Below are 18,024 nucleotides of genomic sequence, written 5' to 3' on the forward strand. Positions count from 1 at the left end.
AAGCCCCGATACCAATAGAGCCTACTTTAGCATCCTTGCAAAGCCGGGTGGTTACCTTGGAAACCACTGGTGTTACAGCTACGACTCCTAATACCAGTGATTTAAGTACAGCGGATACCAAACTTATTTTCCCTAATAAGTTATTTGTAGTGGAAGGTAGACCTTTTCAACTTTACCTTTCCTCTATGTTGCCAGATCGTAATAAAACTGTAGCTAGTAGAGTTGCTGCTTTTCAATCTATTAATAATGCTAAGTTACCTTACAATATTTTATTTACTAACACTTTAGAAGTTAATCCAGATAGACTAGGAAGTACAGCTACTTTAACTCTTCGTAATGCCGGTTTAGCTGACCGGGAAATGCAATTACCCCTGACCGTTTATAAAAGCGCCGCTAATAAGAGCAAGGCCGTAAGTTACCTTCACCTGGGGGATAGCTTGGTGGCACAGTCTACTACGCCTCTATTTGAGAAGTTTTCCTCTGGTTCTGTTACGCCTACCTCATTAGGCACCCGCTTAAATGGTACGGTTTATTCCGAAGGTCGGGGCGGTTGGAAAGGAGCTGATTTTGTCTATATCCAAACGACCAATAACCATGCACCTTTACCAACAGGTTCGGAGGCTACTGCTTTAAGTTTAGGGAATGACACCCGGAACCCTTTTATTCGAGTAGCCACGGGTTCAGACGCGGCAGAAGATATTAAAAACGGTTACATCTTTGATTTTCGGTTCTACCTGAATCGGTTCAGTTTTGCCGATCCGGATGTGGTGGTTTTAAACTTTATGACCAACGACATTAACAATGATGGGACTAATATCGGGGTAGCCAACGCCTTAGAAGCTTACCGGATTATTATTGCTTCTATCCGGTCAGCTTGTCCAAATGCCAAGATAGGAATTGCCATGCCGATGAATGGCAATAATTCTTACTTTAACCCGCTCTGGTACGATGGCTATGTCAAGACATTCTTAAAGCTTTGCGAATTATACGGTAACCAGCAAAATAACAACATTTATGTGATTGGCGCTCATGCTTACCTGACTGACCAGTTTATTTATCCCATGAACACTGTTTCAACGGATAGTCAAACCGGGTTAATCGAACAATCTCTAAATGATGGGACGCATCCAATTAACCCAATAGGGCGGCACTTATTTGCCGAACCGCTTTACCAGTTTATTCACGCTATTTGTTAATTAATATGAATAAAGCCATTTACACCTCCTGCACCCTACCAGTTTAAGCCATAACCTGTTCGATGAAATTAGAAGAAGTCCTCATTAGTATTGCCGGTTTTATAATCATTACGCTGCTGGGTGTGGTGGCTCATTTCCTGAAAAGGGTGCTGGATAAGATTGATTACATGGCTACCGAAATGATGGACTTAAAAAGCCAATTAAACATTGTGGACTTCCTGAAAAATGAAGTCAATGAGCTTAAAAGGGAATGTGCATCACTGAGGAGGTCCTTTACTGAAATGGATAAAGTGATTTACAGCTTTATAAGAAAACATAAAGGAGACGATGGGCCTTAACCTATGTTAGAAGTGATCAAAAAGATGTGGTGTGATACCACTAAAAACACCCTTACGGGTGAGTACTCCATGAAGCGGCTGCAGGTGTTCCTGTTTACGTGGCTCTCGGTGGTTTTTAGCTTGCCTTATTTGATTGAGGTGGACTTGCCAGCCAAAAGCCCTATCAAGATTATCAAGCCGCCGATTGAGTTGATCCTGATATTCCTGGGTATTGCTTTGGGTAGTTCTTACCTGACTATTCTGGGGAAATTCCAGAACCGGAAAAGAGGAGATGAGAATGGAGTGCCATTGTCACCTGCTTATCCTGAACACACAACAAACCATTAATTAAAAACATATGGCTAATTTTTTACTTGCTTACAACATCACAAAAAAAGCAGAAGGTGGTTGGAGCGACAACCCAAAAGACAGAGGCGGACAGACCTGGAAAGGAGTTGCCCGGAACATGCACCCGAAATGGAAAGGCTGGGAGCTAGTTGATAATGCTAAAAAGAAACCCGGCTTTCCTACCTCGCTTTACAAACTGGTAGACCTGCAGAAGCTGGTGCTGAAGTTTTATAAAATCCATTTCTGGGATGTTAACCTATTAGACCAGGTACAGAATCAGGAAGTGGCTAATGAAATCTTTGATACCGGTGTTAACATGGGACCAGGTGTGCCAGTGAGATTTGTACAACGGGCTATTAACTTCCTCAACAAGGGAGGCCAGTTAGCTCCAAACCTGAAAGTGGATGGTGTTTGTGGTCCTGCTACCGTAGCGGCTATCAATCAATATCCTTACCCTACCCGGTTGCTTAAAACCCTGAATGGTTTACAGGTTGCTAGGTATGTGGAGATTGTAGAGAAAGACCCTACACAGGAGGTTTTTGCAAATGGTTGGATCGAACAACGGGTGAGTTATGTATAAGCACTTCTACAAACTATTGCTGTTACTGCTGTTGCTACCATTGAGCTGCAAAACTGGTAAGCATGGTAACGACACCAATGTCGTTACCAAAGAGCCTACAATTAATCAGGCTAATTCCTTGCCTCCTTATGAGAATGGCTCACCATTGGATAGCCTTGCTTTCATGTACCCAGGTATTCAGCAAGCAATGGAGGAGGCCAAAAATCAAAAGGTGTCGAATTCGACAGGTTTAGACAATCCTAAAAAAACAGGATTTATAAGCCGGCTATTTGGATCTAAAAAAACTAAGCTCAAGAATTCAGCTATTAACATTAACTACCAGGTAGCACAAGGAGGTAGCTCCATTGCACCAGCTATGCAAACCGGCAACCAGGATACCAAAGAAAAGCTCAAAGGCCAGAACGCTGTCAAAGGAGATGGCAATACTTCCACAGCAAACAAATCAGATAAGAGCTTGCTTTGGGTGGTAGTGGTAGTAGTGATAGCAACCATAGCAGCCGCATACTTCATGAAAAGGAATAATGTATAGGGCTTTACTAATGTGATTAGTTTTCGTTGATTTATTTGTCTGTTTTACTGATTTAACGTATATTAGCAGTATAAAAAATGGGGTGAGTAGCAGTAATCAGTCTGGCTTCTAGGTTCGAACCAAGCACTCCACATAACTAACCCGAAAGGGGAAGCGCGAAAGCACAAGTATTTATTTTAAGGATTAGCTACCCTTGGGATAGATATGTAAACCGGAAGGTTGTTTCCCCGCTGACGAAGCTTTTAAAGTTTAGAAGTAGCTACTGAATTTTAAAAGATGGGAGGTATCCTGAATATGATACCAAAGAACGGAGACTATGCTTTATATCTATTTGCCCGTTCTCGTAAAAAGCAAAGCCTATCTAAATGATAGGCTTTTTTTATTTAATACTAATGTAATTAGTTTTCGTATCTTTGCAATGCAAATTGAAAGAGAAGGGCGCTCCCATTGGGGGCGCTTTTCATTTATTAGCAGCAAAATTTCCAGATATATCAGTAGTTATATCAGTAGTGTTTTGCATTAATACTGATAGTCAACGGATTAAATAGTGCTGTCTGACTCCCTGCAGCTCCACAATTACAGAAACACCTGATTACTAAAAGTAGTCAGGTGTTTTGTTTTTCAGCCTTTTGGGTTAATTTACGGTATACAAGATCACTGTATTATTATTTGTTGTCAAAACTACGTAATATTTCACGTCACTAAAAAGCAAATTAGGCAATGGGAACCAGATCAGAAGACCAACAAAGGAAGCAGCGCCAAAAGGAATTTAAAGAAAGAAAAGAACACCAGGAGAGCCTCAGAGCAGCTGCAAAAAAAGCTAAACGTGATACGGGTAAGAATGATGATGAGCCTGACGAGGGGCAAAAAACTGTAGAATAATTGTTTACTGGCTTATAGGTACCTTAAATTAGGGCCATTGTATCACTGGAATAATAAGCAAAAACTTTTTTATCCTGGTAAATATTACTTTTTCAGTTTATTGGTTGCATAGCCTGGTGTAACAAAACAGTGCTTTCTAGAATTGAGCTGATTGATTCCGCAGTTTGAGGTCAAGCCGGTTGTAAAAAAAATAGAGTTGTGAAAAGCGCAAAGGATTAACAGCGGTTGTATAGTTTGTTTATTACATAAGCTTTAAGTTAATTGCCAGTTTTCCAGCTATTTGCCAAGTGGTCCAACCCAAAGGATGAATGACCTGAGGAGTTTATTTATGGGGGCTTAAAATCCTAAGAGTTTGAAATTTCCTGCTAAATAATTCGAAGTATGGCACAGCAATGGGTTGTAGCTAGGCCTAGCAGAATGGAATAGAGCAGGTCAAATCATTGCTTATAACAGGGCTTTATAGTGCTTTCGTGCTGTTGATGAACAAGAATTAATTGGCAGGAAAGTGTGATACTTTAATGTAGTGAATCCAAAAAGGCTTATAATAAAATAAATAAGAGTGTTTTATTAATGCGGACTAGGAATGTGTTTTTTAAACTTCAGCCTGTTTGCTTTCTCTGTTGTTTTCATTCTTAATAGTTGCTTGGTATTTCCTCCTGCATGCCAATTTTTCTAATTTTAATATCCCCTATATAGAAGTATTAAACATTCCCTGTGATGGGCTCTTATTCCGAGGCTCGGTTTCTTAAGCATACGCCAGCGTGTCTTTTACAAAGTTTATCAAAATAAATCTGTTGATCTCCTGTCAATTCGCTTGTATTAAGCTACTTTTTTGCTATTTAATTCTTTCTTTAATTTTAAAATGTAGTTTACCAGTTTTGTGTTTTATTTATAAATATAAATAAATGAATTAATTATATATGTTGGTTGCTGGTGTAAAATGGATTTTAAATATAAAAATAGATTTTAACTGAGGAAAAATTATAATTTTTTAACTATTTAAAGGAAAAGATAAAATTGTACGATAAAGTTCAAAAAAGGTTTTTATGTTTGTGTGGTAATTTAATTATTTGATGATAGTGTGCTGCTTTGGGTTTAGTTTTAATCTATCACTTAATGAGGCGTGAAGTTTGGCTATTTAACAAATTAGGGTTAGTGTAATTAGGAGAAAATTGGAGGTAAGACTGAGGCTGATCTAATAATATGAATTAATGGAATAGTGGGTTGGCAGGAATGAGTAGAAGTGGAAGGTTTGTGGTGTTCCTGAATATTATGGTAGTTGGTAGAGAGTCAAACTGAAAGTTTAATTCAGTGGGTTCAGTTAGGAAGTGCATCCTTGGGATGCTAATAACTTGGCAGATGAAGCTTTAGTGGTTTTTAAAAGCAATACATTTCTAATTCTGCTAATAACAAGAAGGAAAATGATTATAAAGGTTTTAACTAATAATTAATTTTTAATAATACATATGAAACAATAATTACTTTTATGAAAACAAATTTTACTTTTTGGGGAGCGTTCCTTCTCCTGTCTTTTACTGCATTTGTGCCTGTTAAAGCACAAGAAGATTCAAAAGTTGAGTCTGGCAACCTGTCAACTGCAAAATCAGTTCCTGGTAAGTTGGTATTTAGCGGGGCTGCTGGATTATCAGTGATGAATAGTGACAACCGTACCCAAGGTTACCAAAGCAATACTATTGGTTTAATGGAAGGAAATGGTTATGGTGTAAATCTGGGTGTGGGTGCCTTATACCAGTTTTCGCCCTACTTAGGTCTTTCCGGTAATTTAGAGTATAATAGATTTAAAGGCTTACAAGATAGTGGAGAGCGCATAGATATAAGTAGTTTTTCTTATAAGTCTGATGTGGCTTCTGTTTCTGCTTCTTTGTTGGTTAATCTTGGTAGTAAGAAAGCTATTGCCCGATTCTATGAGCAGCCAGATGAGCAATCACTTCCTTTAAATAATTTATCGGATTTTCTTCGGGTTATTGGTAAAAATACGGTGGTATTGCCTTATTTGAAGGCGGGTGTAGGTTTAATGCACATGAATGCTTCTTCTTTTGTTGATGGTGTGAGAGAAGTTTCTGGTACAAAATTTCCGGTTATGGCAGCTATGGTGCCAGTAGGAGGGGGATTGCGATTCAGATTCTCAAATCAGGTAAGTGTGGCTCCTGAGGTTACTTATAATATAACTGTTTCCGATTATTTTGATAATAGAAAAGCACCCGATGGTGTTTTGGGGAAACAAGATATTTTTGTGAGTGGGGCTGTGAAATTATTTTATACACCCTCGGTTAAGAAGAAGATTAAAAAGACTAAAACTTTTCATAGTTAGTTATGTGAAGTAAGGCGTAAATGTTTTAGCGATTGAATATCCGGGTCTGATAAAGTTAGAAAGCCTCTCATAAGTTTTATGGGGGGCTTTTTAGTTTTATTAAATTAGTTGTTGCATAAGAGGTGTTGAAATGAAGCAAAGGGAGGTCGAGAAAAGTGTGTTAGTATGGCAATGTTTTGAATTTATAAAATTAATCACTTCGTGTATAGCCAGTCTAAGGCAGTTTCTCGAGTTTCAAATAATTGGGCTTTAAGTGGTAAGTTAAAGTTGGCTTTCAAAAGAAGGATAGTTTGCAGTATATTTTGATCCCAATAGTAATCGGTAGATTCTATAATGGCTATTTTTCTCAAGTTAGATTGCGGTAATATTTCAGAGGTATGTATTAGTACTTCTTCTGGAATGCCATCCTGCAAAGGTATTTGTAAGTCCAATAAAAGTAGTTCTATTTCTTTATTCCCAAGTGCTTCCAGAAGGGGTATGATAGCTGCTTTTGTATTAATAGGTTCATTATTTGTTAAGGATTGGCAAGAGGCAAGAAGTAAGGTTTCGTTTATTTCCAGGTTTATTAAACGGGAGCCATCTTGATTAGAAGCTCTTTTCATATGCAAAAATTAAGAAATGATATCTATAAAAATAGTACAAAATATAGCTCCTTAAAGTTTCATTAAGTAAATAAGGTTTTCTGATTGAAAGTTAGTTATTTATTGGCAGGTGTATTAATGGTTTTAGGTGGGTGGTTTAGGTAAATGTTTCTACTTGTTCTCTTGGCTATTATTAATAAACAAACTTTAGCTGAATTTTAAGGTTGGTCAAGGTATCAAGAAAAATAAGGCATGTTAAATTGCTTTTATTATATTTTATTAATTGTTGTTAAGCCTTCTAATATTCTAATGGATGCCATAAAGTTCTGATGGTCCTTTTGGTTTTTCCCGTTCCCTTTCTTTATTATTTATCAAGTTTGTATTTTCATCTGAAAAAAAGCACCTCGCAAAATTTTCTGTTTTTAAAAAGTTATAATTGTATTTGTTTTATAGTAAAAAATTTGGGTGAATCCTGTAGTGAAGAGAATTAAACTATTGTAGATATAGTAATAAATTAATATATAACGCCTTTAATAGGGTTTTTAGAAGAATTAATTTGAACTTTTAAGGTATTTTTAATATTCGAAGTGAAAAATATGGATGTTAAAAAAAAGCTTTTTACATTCGCATAAATTATTAAAATTCTAATAGTTGTTAAAGGTTTTATTTCAATGAAAAACATTTACAGGTTAAAATTACAGGGTGTGCAGCTGATTAATATTTAGTCTATTACCTGGTAGGTATTTTAGCTCTTAAAGAAAACGGAGCACCAAAGTGTATACATTTAGTAATGACTGCTTCTGTGTTAAGTACAAATAGAGGTGTGCTTCAATATATTTTACCTTTTCATTGAAATTCTTCCTTTAAGCAAGCTGGTGTAGCTTACTTATTTAGAAACCAGATTAATGAATAATATTTTTCCTTTTGAATTTTCTTTATGAAAACAACCTTTACTTTTTTAGGAGTTTTTTGGCTCCACTTTTTTGTTGTCATAGCTCCGGTTAAAGCTCAATACACTCCTAAATTAAGCCTAAAGAACAGCCTTCTTAGAAATGCTATTTTTGATAATGAAAAGCTCGCGCTTACAGGAGCATTAGGTATGTCTGTTATGAATAGTGATAACCGGGCCCGTGGATACCAAAGCAAAGGCATAGGTTTAATTAAAGGCAATGGGTACGGTGTCAATGCAAGTGTGGGAGCACTTTATCAAGTGGTGCCAAATATAGGAGTTTCCGGAAGTTTGGAATATAATCAGTTTAAAGGCTTGCAAGACCAGGAAGCACCGGTAGAGAAGAGAACAGGTAGTTTTACCTTTCAATCCAATGTAATAGCGGCTTCCTCTTCTGTTGTTATAAATCTAGCGCCCAAAAACACGATTGCTAAATTTAATAAACCTACCGGACACGTACGGTTTTCAGATTCTCCTTTCGAAAACTTTATTCATATTATTCAGAAACATTGTGTCGCATTGCCTTATGTTAAAGCAGGTGTTTCTATAATTCAAGTTAAAGCGGCTACGCTTACGGGTAACGATTTGGAAGTAGCAAATGGTAAAACACCTCTTTTCTCAGCTAGTCTCCCGGTAGGTGGTGGTATCCGGCTCCGATATTCCGATAATATAAGTATTGCTCCTGAATTTACCTACAACTTAACCTTTTCCGATTACCTGGATAATACAAAAATGAAAGGTGGGTATCTGGGGCCAAATGATAATTTTGTAAGCGGTGCCATAAAAATATTCTATACACCAGCTGGTCCAAAGAAAAAGATCAGACAATTATAATTTCAGTTGCTCAAATTAGTTTAAATAGTAAAGTTAATGTAATTTATACCCTGTGTGCCACAAAAGTATACAGGGTATTTTTATATAATTAAACAAACGAGGCGGAGAGTTGATACTAAGTTATATAAATGGAATCTGGTAACCGGCCCTCTAAGGGGATTTTATTTCTTTATAATTTTTCGGCTTACAATCAGGTGGTAATTGGATTGAGCCGGAACGACTTTATTAGGAAATCAAAATTACATTAAATATAAAAAGGAAGGGCTGCATTAATGCGGCCCTTCCTTTTTATCAAAAACAGGTATTGTATTTATACGGTGTTTCCGTTTATAAGTTATATTACTACTTGGTTAACCGGTTTTTCTGCTGTTTAATTGGAATAACCGTTGCTTAAATTTAACTTAAGATTTTTGGCCAGACGCGCTTTTAGCTTTAGCCAGTAAATCTTTAAGCTTTTTTAATCGCAGTTCATCCTGTTTTTTGTTTAAAACATTTTCTGGTAAATGCACAGAATAATTCTTTAGGTTGTTGTTTCCAGAAGGAGTAGAACTTTTAGCCATCCTGTATTTAGTTAAATATAAATTTTGTGGTATAAAGTTAATGAATACTTCTGCAAGTAGCACTACAAATAACATCATAACTTCATTAGTTTTTGATTGCCGGTAATAACTAATTTTGTTATAGTTATTTTACATCTAAATACCCGCGCCTGAGGTATAAGTACTATGCGCTATGTTTCCATCGACTTAGAAACTACTGGGACCGATCCTGATCGTCACCAAATAATTGAATTTGGGGCTGTAATAGAAAATACCCATAAAAACCTGGAACTGGAAAATTTGCCCCGGTTTAAACGTGTAGTAAAACACCCGGAATATATCGGAATGGCTTTTGCCTTAAATATGAATGCCCGGATTTTTCAGGAGTTAGTTCAGCCTACAGGTAGTACCCAGGTTTGTGCGGCTAATGAGCTTGCCGAACAATTTAAGGATTTTTTAGTGAACAATGGCTTTGATGCCGAAGAAAAAGGATATGTCCGTATTACCGCTGCCGGTAAAAACTTTGGCACGTTTGATCTGCAATTCCTTAATAAATTAACTAATTGGCTGGATCATATCCGGATTAGTCATAAGATTTTAGATCCTACTATGTATTACATAAATTACCAGGAGGATGAAGCACTACCATCCCTGGAAGAATGTAAAAAGCGAGCTGGTTTTGAGGATGCTACTGTTACCCATGATGCCCTGGATGATGCTTTAGATGTGGTGCGCCTGCTCCGCCAGCAATATCAATAAAAAAGCCAGAGACAGAAGTGACTTCAATTTAAAGCTAGCTAAAGTAGCTGCTTCCTGGCAATATTTTCCAATCTGCCGCCATTCATTCCTGATTAATATTCCTATATTGGGAAGCTTAAATATTAATCAGATTCTATGAATCGGCTTTTTAAAAATCTTACTTTTCGGGTTTTAGTTGCTATTATTTTAGGAGTATTAGTCGGTGCATTTTACCCGGCTACCGGAGCTAAACTAAAACCCTTGGGCGATATTTTTATCAATATGATAAAAATGGTAATTGCGCCGGTTATTTTTCTGACTATTGTGTTGGGAATTAGTAACATGGGCAACCTTAAAAAAGTAGGTCGGGTAGGCGGTAAGGCGCTGCTGTATTTTGAGATTGTTACCACTTTTGCTTTATTAATTGGACTGGTGATTGCAAACTGGGTAAAGCCAGGGGCCGGTTTGCCAACTGCTAATTTAGCAAAAGGAGATATTTCGGCGTATCAGAAAGGAGCCGAGGGGATAGATTGGGCTGAATTTTTTACGCATATAGTTCCCTCTAATGCTATTAAAGCTTTTGCCGAAGGCGATATTTTACAAGTTCTCTTTTTTGCTATTCTGTTTGGTGTTGGGTTGACTAAGCTGGAAACAACTGGTCATTCCGTTATTAGCACATTTGAGAAGCTTTCAAAAGTATTTTTTAATATACTGGCTCTGGTCATGAAACTGGCTCCTATTGGAGCGTTTGGGGGGATGGCCTACAGTGTAGGTAAATTTGGCCTGGCTACGCTTATTCCGTTGGGGAAGCTCATGCTTAGTGTTTATGCCACCATGTTCCTGTTTATTTTCGTTGTGCTTAATTTAATATGCCGCTTATATGGCTTTAGCCTCTGGAAGTACCTAAAATTTATCAAGGAAGAAATATTAATTGTGTTAGGTACTTCTTCCTCGGAGTCGGTATTGCCCCAGATCATGCAAAAGCTGGAGACTTTTGGGTGCTCCCGATCCGTAGTGGGCCTGGTTATTCCTACCGGTTATTCCTTTAACCTCGATGGCACCAGTATTTATTTATCTATGGCGGTTATATTTCTTGCCCAAGTATTCCAGGTTGATTTAAGCCTGACCCAGCAATTAACCATTGTGGGTATTCTGATGGTTACGTCTAAAGGAGCCGCTGCTGTAACGGGCGGAGGTTTTATTGTGCTGGCGTCTACTTTAGGAGCCTTAAAAGTTATTCCGGTAGAAGGTATGGCGTTGCTGTTGGGCGTAGATCGTTTTATGTCGGAGGCTCGCGCTATAACCAACTTAATTGGTAATGGCGTTGCTACCATAGTAGTGGCAAAAAGTGAAAATGAGTTTGATCCGATACAGCATGAGTTGGCTTTAAAAGGTCAAAAAGTGGCTGCTTACGAGGTGGAAGTAAATAAATAATCAGCCTGTATGACACAAGTGTACGCGCAGGATCGGGAAGAATGGCGAGCCTGGTTAGAACAAAATCACAAATTAGCCCCGGAAATTTATTTGGTTTTTTTAAAAAAGGGTACCGGTAAACCCTGTATAACTTATGAAGCATCGGTAGAAGAGGCGCTGTGTTTTGGATGGATTGATGGCATAAGAAAAGGTTTGGATGCAGAAAGCTATACGTTACGGTTTACTCCCCGGAAGCGGGGTAGTATGTGGTCCTTAGCCAATAAAGAAAGAGTTGAAAAGCTAATGCAGGAAGGCCGGCTAACAGCCGAAGGATTAATGACGGTGGAAGATGCAAAAAAGACAGGTAAATGGGAGGAGGCTTATTCCATGAAAGGACCGCAGGAACTTCCTGAAGATTTAAAACAAGCGCTTCTGTCCAACCCGCAGGCCTGGGAAAACTTCCATAATTTTAGCAATTCGGTACAATTTGTTTTTATCAGGCGGGTCGGTAAAATAAAGGGAAAAGAGCTTCGAGCCGAAAAAGTTAAGAAGGTAGTGGCATTGTGCGAGCTCAATCTAAAACCAGTTGGCCCTGATGGTAAGTCCAGGTTATAGTTTGCTTTTGTATTTATTTTAAGTCTTAGATAAAATTTAACTCCTGCAATAATTCCTTAGCCAGTAAAGCGCTGGCTTCTTTATCTTTAATTTCCAGCATAATATCTATATCCAGGCCATTCAGGTGCGTTAGAAATTCCCGGAACATATCCAGTTCAATGGAAGCTGTATGTTTGCCTTTACGTTCACCAGGGGCTTGGGAGCTGTAATCCATCATTAAAATGCCATCTTCGGGGGGCCAGGTCTGGGAAGCCAATCTTAATGCTTCCTGCATGCTTTCGCCGTTATTCAGGCATTCGTGGTGGAAGTTATCAAAAAGTATCGGAATGCCAGTTTGTTCATGAATTTCCAGACAATCCTGTAAACTGTATAAGCGGTCGTCGTTCTCAATTACCAGGCGGGCCTTTATATTATCAGGTAACACGTGGTAAGCATCTACAAAGCGACGGATAGCACTTGGTTTATCGCCGTAAACCCCCCCGCCATGTATTTGTAATTTAGCTGATTTATCCAGTTCCATTAAATCCATAATCGCACATTGATAAGCCAGTTCGGCAAAGCTGCTTTGTACAATGCGTTCTGTAGGAGAGTTTAGCACTACAAACTGATCGGGGTGCATGGAAATACGGAGCTGGTGCGCTTTTATGTAGTTGCCTATGCTCACTAAAGTATCTTTAAAATGATCTTTCCAATTATAAGAATTTATGGGATGTGAGCCAAATGGAACCATGTCTGAGCTCATCCGAAAAAACAGGAGCCCGTTCTGAACATTAAATTCCAGAATTTTCTGCAAGCAATCAAAATTAGTAGTCACCGTCTGGATCAAGCGCTCTTCGGAATAGGAGGCTAACCTAAAAGTAGTAGCCGAGGAGCAGGGAAGGGTTTCGTTGATGCAGGGATAACCAATTTTCATAGTTGTTAATGCTAAGGTACAGACATTAAAACTGTATAAAATAAAATTGGTTTTGTTACTGAATCTAAAATTAACGGAAACCTACATTCCGGTCTTTAAATAAGCTGTCGTAGGCCTGTTGTTTTTTTCGTTCTTCCAGCATTCTCTTCTCCTCAGCCATTTCCTGAAGTATTCGTTTTTCTTTTCCTTCCTTTGAGAGCATGTCGTAAAGCAGACTGGCCGGATTTTCAATGGTTGGGGCAGTAGGTTCAAATTTCTTTTCCGGATATAAGGGTTTTGGCTCTGGTGGTTTAACCACCACCCGGGGCTGCGCTGGTTTTTTCATATTGCGAAGTACCCGGTTTACTTTTTCATAATCCAGGCCGCCCACTACTTTTACTTCCGGTAGTTCATAAGATCCTTCCTCCAGTAATATATCTACATTCACATCGGCCTGTACTTGAGAATGTACTACGTAGTGTAAAGATTTGAATCCCAGCGCCCTAATTAATAAGGTGTCGCCGGGTTGTACCAGTATTTTAAATTTGCCGGCTTCATCTGAAATGGTGCCCCGGTTGATGCTTGGTTTAAGTATGGTAATACTAGGTAAAGGCTGACGGGTTTTGCTGTGCAATATGGTGCCACTTAGTACAATACGGGTATTCTGAGCCAGGCCACTGGTGCCATAACCAATTAAAAATATCCAGAATACCAGGCGCAGAAACCAGCCAACCATAAATTAAAAGCAAATATTTAGTATTAGCCATAACGGCTAAATAAACTTAAAATTATGAAAATTTTGATTGTAGTAGCTACAGGATGTAATAAAAAAGCTTGCCTTTACTGGAGGCAAGCTTTTTCTGGTAACTCAGATTAAGGAACCTTAATCTCTTTCTTTGATTTTAATTTTATGCGTTGGGGTTTCATATTTCATTTTGCCCGGCTCGCTCTTAATTTTTGTATTACTGTCTTTGTACTTACGTTCCTCGCCTTTTATCTTCGACTCGTAGTTTTCGGTTTCTACTTTAGATTTACCCGGTTCTGCTTTTACTTTTATATCCTGGGTTTTTACCTTCAGTTCGTCATCATCTACTTTAAGATTCGCGTGTGCGTTAGTGTTATCTATATCTAAAGATGGAGCTGGTTCATCAGCGCCTTCCGTCCAATACATATTGCGGTTTGTTTCGTAGGTACGGAATTGATCAGATGGCAAAATGGAACGAAATTCATTATCAATTTCCACATCTACAGCCTGTAGTTCCTGATACATACCGGTAGTATCCATGGTGCCACCATTGCGGCTGTTGGCCTGATATTTATTTCTGATTTCAGTAACTCGTTTTTCGCGTTGAGAATATACATCCTGTACCCGCGATTCCATGGCCGGGTCGTAATGTACATCTGCAGCCAGACGAGAGGAGAAGCGTTTGGCCCGGTCGCGGTATTCTGCTTCATAGGCGCTTTCTTCAGTAGCGGCTACACCACCATTATTTGCTTTACCCGAAACGGCAGTTTCTGAGGTATTATCAGTTTTTTTCATTCTTTCGCAGGCGGTGAAGGTTAAACTACCAGCGCACACCAGCATCAATAATTTTTTCATAGTATATTTCTAAAGTTAACTATATCTTATTTGTACTTTATCTTTTATAAAGATATAATGCCTTTTACGAATACACTTTTATTTGGTTGAGAATTGTATTTTGGTAAGGGGTGGCGTGGAGTGAAAATAAATAAAAAAGCTCAACCTCCCTAAGGAACTTGAGCTTTTTTATTTATTATATATTCGGCTTAACCCGAATAGGTTCCTTTGAATTATCTGCCAGTAGTTGCGCCTCCACCAGCACCGCCAGCAGTAGTACCTGTTCCACCAGCAGTAGTTCCGGCTGTGGTGCCTGTACCACCAGCTGTTGTACCCGTTCCTCCAGCAGTAGTACCTGTACCACCAGCTGTAGTTCCGGCTGTAGTGCCTGTACCACCAGCTGTTGTTCCAGTTCCGCCAGCAGTAGTACCCATGCCACCAGCGGTAGTTCCGGCTGTAGTGCCTGTACCACCAGCTGTTGTTCCAGTTCCGCCAGCAGTAGTGCCCATGTCACCGGCAGTTGTGCCAGTACCGCCCATACCAGTTGTGTCAGAGCTCATTCCTGCATCACTACCCATTTCAGTTTCTGTAGTGGTAGTTTCTTCATTGTGGCCTTCTTGGTTGCTGCCGCCGCAGGAAGCAAAAGTGAATGCGCCTACGCAACTTAAAATCATTAATACCTTTTTCATAGCTTTTTTATAATTGTTAATAAATAATAAATTTTATTCAAAACTTTTTAAATCAGCATTTTAAACGAGTAAGCTTTAATTAAGTTTTCGGTATTTGTAGATAATTTTTTAATTGTATATGTATTTGATTAAAAATATAAAAAAAATTTATTCCTTATGAATAAAAACCGCTGTTAAACCTTTTAAATTTACTTTTTACTCCTTAATTCAATTAAAGTTATCTCGGGTAAAAAGCCCACCCGACCCGGATAACCCAGAAAACCAAGGCCAACATTTACATATAAAAATTGTTTGTTTTTTTGGTAAAGCCCGGCCCATTGCTTGTATACATATTGTACCGGACTCCATCGCAACCCGGGTATATTAATGCCAAACTGCATGCCGTGGGTATGCCCCGAAAGGGTTAGGTCAATGTTCTGGAATTTAGTGTTGATCTCTCCGTCCCAATGCGAAGGGTCGTGGGAAAGAAGTAATTTAAAAGGAATGGTTTCAGAACCGGCATAAGCTTTAGCCAAGTTACCATATTTAGGAAAATTCATGCGGGTGCTCCAGTTTTCTACACCCAAAACGGCTATTTGAACACCTTCTTTTTCTAAAAGTATATGCTCGTTTAATAATAGCCGCCAACCAATTTCCTGATGGGCCTGTTTTAACCGGTTTAAATTTTTAACCTTTGCTTCCTGGCTTTCCCAGCTAACATAATCCCCATAATCGTGATTGCCCAGAATGGAATAACAGCCGTCTTTGGCTTTAATTTGTTTTAAAGTAGCTATATGCGGAAAAACTTCATTAGCCCGGTTGTTAACTAAATCGCCGGTAAATAAGAAAAGATCTGGATTTTGTTTGTTAATAATCGCAACAGCTTTTTTTAAAGGATTAATGCTGGTAAAGCTGCCTGCGTGCAAGTCGGTAATTTGTAAAATTTTGTAACCATCGAAAGCCTGCGGCAGATTCGGAAATTGAAGAGTTACTTTTTTTACCTGATACTGATACGCCCCTTTTACCATGCCATAAAGAAGGGCTACTGTAGGTATAGCTCCCACCCCCAAGGCAATTTTATTAAGAAACTCATTTCGCGATATTTTTATTTTCCCGGCATCAGGCATGTTAGGGGCTGTGGCGAAAATATAGTTTACAATAAACTTCAGTAGCCGGATTCCATCATCCAGTAATAAAAATACTACTATTACCAATTTGCCGGCAAAAATGGCAAACAAGGTATTGATTAAGTAGGTCTGGTAGTGGCTATGCGACGACCGGGGAGTGAGAATGGCTACAAATGTTGTTATGGCTGTTATTACGAAAACTCCCCAAAATAGCCAAAATATAAGGCGTTGGTACCGCAGGGATAAACTTTGCGTTACCGTCCGGATTGCCTGAAAAACGTACCATTCTACCAGGAATACCAGCAGAATAATGATTGATATGGTAATAAATCTTGAAAGCATATATAAATAATCCAAAAGGGATTGCCAGCCTGATACGCAAATCGTGGTGGTTTGGGTAGCCGGGTGTATTTTAATTTTTTTTGGTAATGTTGAACTAAATTCAGGGACAAAGGCCTAATAGAAATAAAATATTATTATGGCTGCACCCATTTTAGAACAAACCTACAACCAATCCTTGGTTATTAAAAGTTGGGCGGAAGAAGACCGTCCGAGGGAAAAGCTTTTATTAAAAGGCAAAGCTGCGTTAAGCGATGCCGAGTTAATAGGTATTCTAATTGGGTCGGGTACGGCCAAACTAACAGCCGTTGATGTGGCCAAACTTATACTAACGGCCATTAATAACGATTTAAATGAACTGGCTAAGCTTACGGTAAATGATCTGAAGAAACACAAGGGAATTGGCGAGGCCAAGGCTATTTCTATTGTAAGTGCTTTGGAGTTAGGGAGGCGCCGGAAAGAAACAGCAGCTTCGGCTAAAACTAAAATAACCTGTTCTACTGATATTTACAATTACATAAAACCCCAACTCTTAGATTTGCCCCACGAAGAGTTCTGGATAATTTTATTAAACCGGGCAAATGTTGTGATGAAAAAAATACCGGTGAGCAGTGGCGGAATAGCCGGAACAGTCGCAGACCCCAAAATAATTTTTAAACAAGCCATAGAAAATCTAGCCAGTGCTATAATTCTGGTGCACAACCATCCGTCTGGTAATTTAAAACCAAGTGCCGCCGATATATCATTAACTAAGAAAATGAAGGAGGCAGGTACTTTGCTAGATTTACCTATTCTGGATCACATTATTTTTACTGAACATTCGTATTACAGTTTTGCCGACGAAGGCATGCTGTAGGAGCCAGACTATTTCATTTACAATCCCAAGGGTGGTTCTTTCGCATAAGTTTGTTTATTTTGCAAATATTAAGCAAATAGAAGATATATGTCCAAACCCATCCGTTTTGTTTTGCTGGTTGGTGTACTGCTGGTTTTATTTTATTTCCTGAAAGAATCTGTTTTCAGTGATACCTCTTATGTAGCTACTATTAAAAAAGAAAGGATAGATAAAAACCTTTCTTTCCGAAGTGCAACCTCTTCTCCGCTGGAGGATCGGGATCGGAATACATTTGATAGTTTAACGTATTACACACCCGATATACGTTATCGGGTAGAGGCTGATTTTGAAAAATTCAGCAACCCGGATACGGTACAAATGCCCATGACTACCGGAGAAACGGAGGTATACCTGCGTTTTGGTAAAGCAACTTTTAATTTAGAAGGCCGGTCCAATACCTTGATTCTATATTTACAAGCCAGTACCGCTGACAGCTCTTTGTTTGTGCCCTTTACAGACAAAACCAATGGCACCGAAACGTATGCAGGGGGGCGCTTTCTGGATGTGCCCAAACCGGAGCCGGATGCCAATACCATAACCCTTGATTTTAACAAAGCCTATAACCCCTTTTGTGTTTATAATTACAGTTATAGCTGCCCTATTCCGCCCCGCGTAAATCGCTTAGATGTTCCATTACGGGCCGGAGAAAAAGCCTATACAAAAAAATAGGC

20 protein-coding genes are annotated in these 18,024 nt (G+C 38.7%); 13 read left to right on the plus strand and 7 right to left on the minus strand.

Going from position 1 to position 18,024, the window contains the following annotated elements; translation table 11 throughout:
* The 7 genes from ADHAQ_RS25910 to ADHAQ_RS0115290 all read left to right on the plus strand — a co-directional run.
* The coding region (locus ADHAQ_RS25910; RefSeq protein ID WP_034256852.1) for an SGNH/GDSL hydrolase family protein at nt 1–1,196 on the plus strand (1,196 nt) is incomplete at its 5' end.
* A gap of 62 nt (nt 1,197–1,258) precedes the next feature.
* Nucleotides 1,259–1,534 carry a hypothetical protein gene (locus ADHAQ_RS0115265; RefSeq protein ID WP_026463668.1) on the plus strand — a complete coding sequence of 92 codons (276 nt, stop codon included), beginning with the start codon at nt 1,259–1,261 and terminating at the stop codon, nt 1,532–1,534.
* 3 nt (nt 1,535–1,537) lie between these two features.
* Nucleotides 1,538–1,861, plus strand: coding sequence for a hypothetical protein (locus tag ADHAQ_RS0115270; RefSeq protein ID WP_026463669.1), 324 nt, complete (start codon nt 1,538–1,540; stop codon nt 1,859–1,861).
* A 10-nt stretch (nt 1,862–1,871) separates the two neighbouring features.
* Entirely contained in the window at nt 1,872–2,441 is a 570-nt protein-coding gene (locus ADHAQ_RS0115275; RefSeq protein ID WP_026463670.1) for a glycoside hydrolase family 108 protein, read from the plus strand.
* The gene (locus tag ADHAQ_RS0115280) at nt 2,434–2,970 is read left to right on the plus strand and encodes a hypothetical protein (protein ID WP_026463671.1); all 537 of its coding nucleotides are present in this window, start codon (nt 2,434–2,436) and stop codon (nt 2,968–2,970) included. The genes ADHAQ_RS0115275 and ADHAQ_RS0115280 overlap by 8 nt, the downstream gene beginning before the upstream one ends.
* Nucleotides 2,971–3,690: 720 nt before the next feature.
* On the plus strand, nt 3,691–3,852 hold the full coding sequence (locus tag ADHAQ_RS28155; RefSeq protein WP_157433434.1) for a hypothetical protein: 162 nt from the start codon (nt 3,691–3,693) through the stop codon (nt 3,850–3,852).
* A 1,486-nt stretch (nt 3,853–5,338) separates the two neighbouring features.
* Nucleotides 5,339–6,184, plus strand: coding sequence for an outer membrane beta-barrel protein (locus ADHAQ_RS0115290; protein WP_026463672.1), 846 nt, complete (start codon nt 5,339–5,341; stop codon nt 6,182–6,184).
* 194 nt (nt 6,185–6,378) lie between these two features.
* On the opposite strand, the gene ADHAQ_RS0115295 is transcribed toward ADHAQ_RS0115290, so the two are convergent.
* Nucleotides 6,379–6,786, minus strand: a complete 408-nt coding sequence (locus ADHAQ_RS0115295; protein ID WP_026463673.1) for a hypothetical protein — start codon at nt 6,784–6,786, stop codon at nt 6,379–6,381.
* Between the two features lie 916 nt (nt 6,787–7,702).
* Here ADHAQ_RS0115295 and ADHAQ_RS0115305 point away from each other — a divergent pair.
* The gene (locus ADHAQ_RS0115305; protein ID WP_026463674.1) at nt 7,703–8,548 is read left to right on the plus strand and encodes a hypothetical protein; all 846 of its coding nucleotides are present in this window, start codon (nt 7,703–7,705) and stop codon (nt 8,546–8,548) included.
* 401 nt (nt 8,549–8,949) lie between these two features.
* Here ADHAQ_RS0115305 and ADHAQ_RS0115310 read toward each other — a convergent pair whose 3' ends face one another.
* The gene (locus ADHAQ_RS0115310; RefSeq protein ID WP_157433435.1) at nt 8,950–9,186 is read right to left on the minus strand and encodes a hypothetical protein; all 237 of its coding nucleotides are present in this window, start codon (nt 9,184–9,186) and stop codon (nt 8,950–8,952) included.
* Between the two features lie 87 nt (nt 9,187–9,273).
* On the opposite strand from ADHAQ_RS0115310, the gene ADHAQ_RS27320 reads away from it, so the two are divergent.
* The 3 genes from ADHAQ_RS27320 to ADHAQ_RS0115325 all read left to right on the plus strand — a co-directional run bounded on the left by ADHAQ_RS27320 (nt 9,274) and on the right by ADHAQ_RS0115325 (nt 11,853).
* Entirely contained in the window at nt 9,274–9,846 is a 573-nt protein-coding gene (locus ADHAQ_RS27320) for an exonuclease domain-containing protein (protein ID WP_026463676.1), read from the plus strand.
* Between the two features lie 135 nt (nt 9,847–9,981).
* Nucleotides 9,982–11,259 (plus strand): dicarboxylate/amino acid:cation symporter, encoded by a 1,278-nt coding sequence (locus ADHAQ_RS0115320; RefSeq protein WP_026463677.1) that lies wholly within the window; start codon nt 9,982–9,984, stop codon nt 11,257–11,259.
* A gap of 9 nt (nt 11,260–11,268) precedes the next feature.
* Nucleotides 11,269–11,853, plus strand: coding sequence for a YdeI/OmpD-associated family protein (locus tag ADHAQ_RS0115325; RefSeq protein ID WP_026463678.1), 585 nt, complete (start codon nt 11,269–11,271; stop codon nt 11,851–11,853).
* Between the two features lie 25 nt (nt 11,854–11,878).
* Here the strand turns inward: ADHAQ_RS0115325 and uvsE are convergent, their stop codons facing one another.
* The 5 genes from uvsE to ADHAQ_RS0115350 form a co-directional block, all read right to left on the minus strand.
* A complete protein-coding gene (gene uvsE / locus ADHAQ_RS0115330; RefSeq protein ID WP_026463679.1) occupies nt 11,879–12,766 on the minus strand; it encodes a UV DNA damage repair endonuclease UvsE in 888 nt (295 codons plus the stop codon).
* A gap of 70 nt (nt 12,767–12,836) precedes the next feature.
* Nucleotides 12,837–13,481 carry a carboxypeptidase-like regulatory domain-containing protein gene (locus tag ADHAQ_RS0115335; RefSeq protein WP_026463680.1) on the minus strand — a complete coding sequence of 215 codons (645 nt, stop codon included), beginning with the start codon at nt 13,479–13,481 and terminating at the stop codon, nt 12,837–12,839.
* Between the two features lie 147 nt (nt 13,482–13,628).
* Nucleotides 13,629–14,345, minus strand: a complete 717-nt coding sequence (locus ADHAQ_RS0115340; RefSeq protein ID WP_026463681.1) for a hypothetical protein — start codon at nt 14,343–14,345, stop codon at nt 13,629–13,631.
* Between the two features lie 212 nt (nt 14,346–14,557).
* Complete coding sequence (locus tag ADHAQ_RS0115345) at nt 14,558–15,013, minus strand: hypothetical protein (protein ID WP_071781120.1); 456 nt, start codon at nt 15,011–15,013, stop codon at nt 14,558–14,560.
* A gap of 188 nt (nt 15,014–15,201) precedes the next feature.
* On the minus strand, nt 15,202–16,461 hold the full coding sequence (locus ADHAQ_RS0115350) for a metallophosphoesterase (protein ID WP_026463683.1): 1,260 nt from the start codon (nt 16,459–16,461) through the stop codon (nt 15,202–15,204).
* 136 nt (nt 16,462–16,597) lie between these two features.
* Here ADHAQ_RS0115350 and radC point away from each other — a divergent pair, with 136 nt between their 5' ends.
* Complete coding sequence (gene radC / locus ADHAQ_RS0115355) at nt 16,598–17,314, plus strand: RadC family protein (protein ID WP_034256854.1); 717 nt, start codon at nt 16,598–16,600, stop codon at nt 17,312–17,314.
* An 87-nt stretch (nt 17,315–17,401) separates the two neighbouring features.
* Nucleotides 17,402–18,022: a DUF1684 domain-containing protein gene (locus ADHAQ_RS0115360; protein WP_026463685.1), complete on the plus strand. Its 621-nt coding sequence runs from the start codon at nt 17,402–17,404 to the stop codon at nt 18,020–18,022.
* Nucleotides 18,023–18,024 lie beyond the last annotated feature (2 nt).

Origin of the sequence: Adhaeribacter aquaticus DSM 16391 (genome assembly GCF_000473365.1) — a bacterium.
Lineage (GTDB): Bacteria > Bacteroidota > Bacteroidia > Cytophagales > Hymenobacteraceae > Adhaeribacter > Adhaeribacter aquaticus.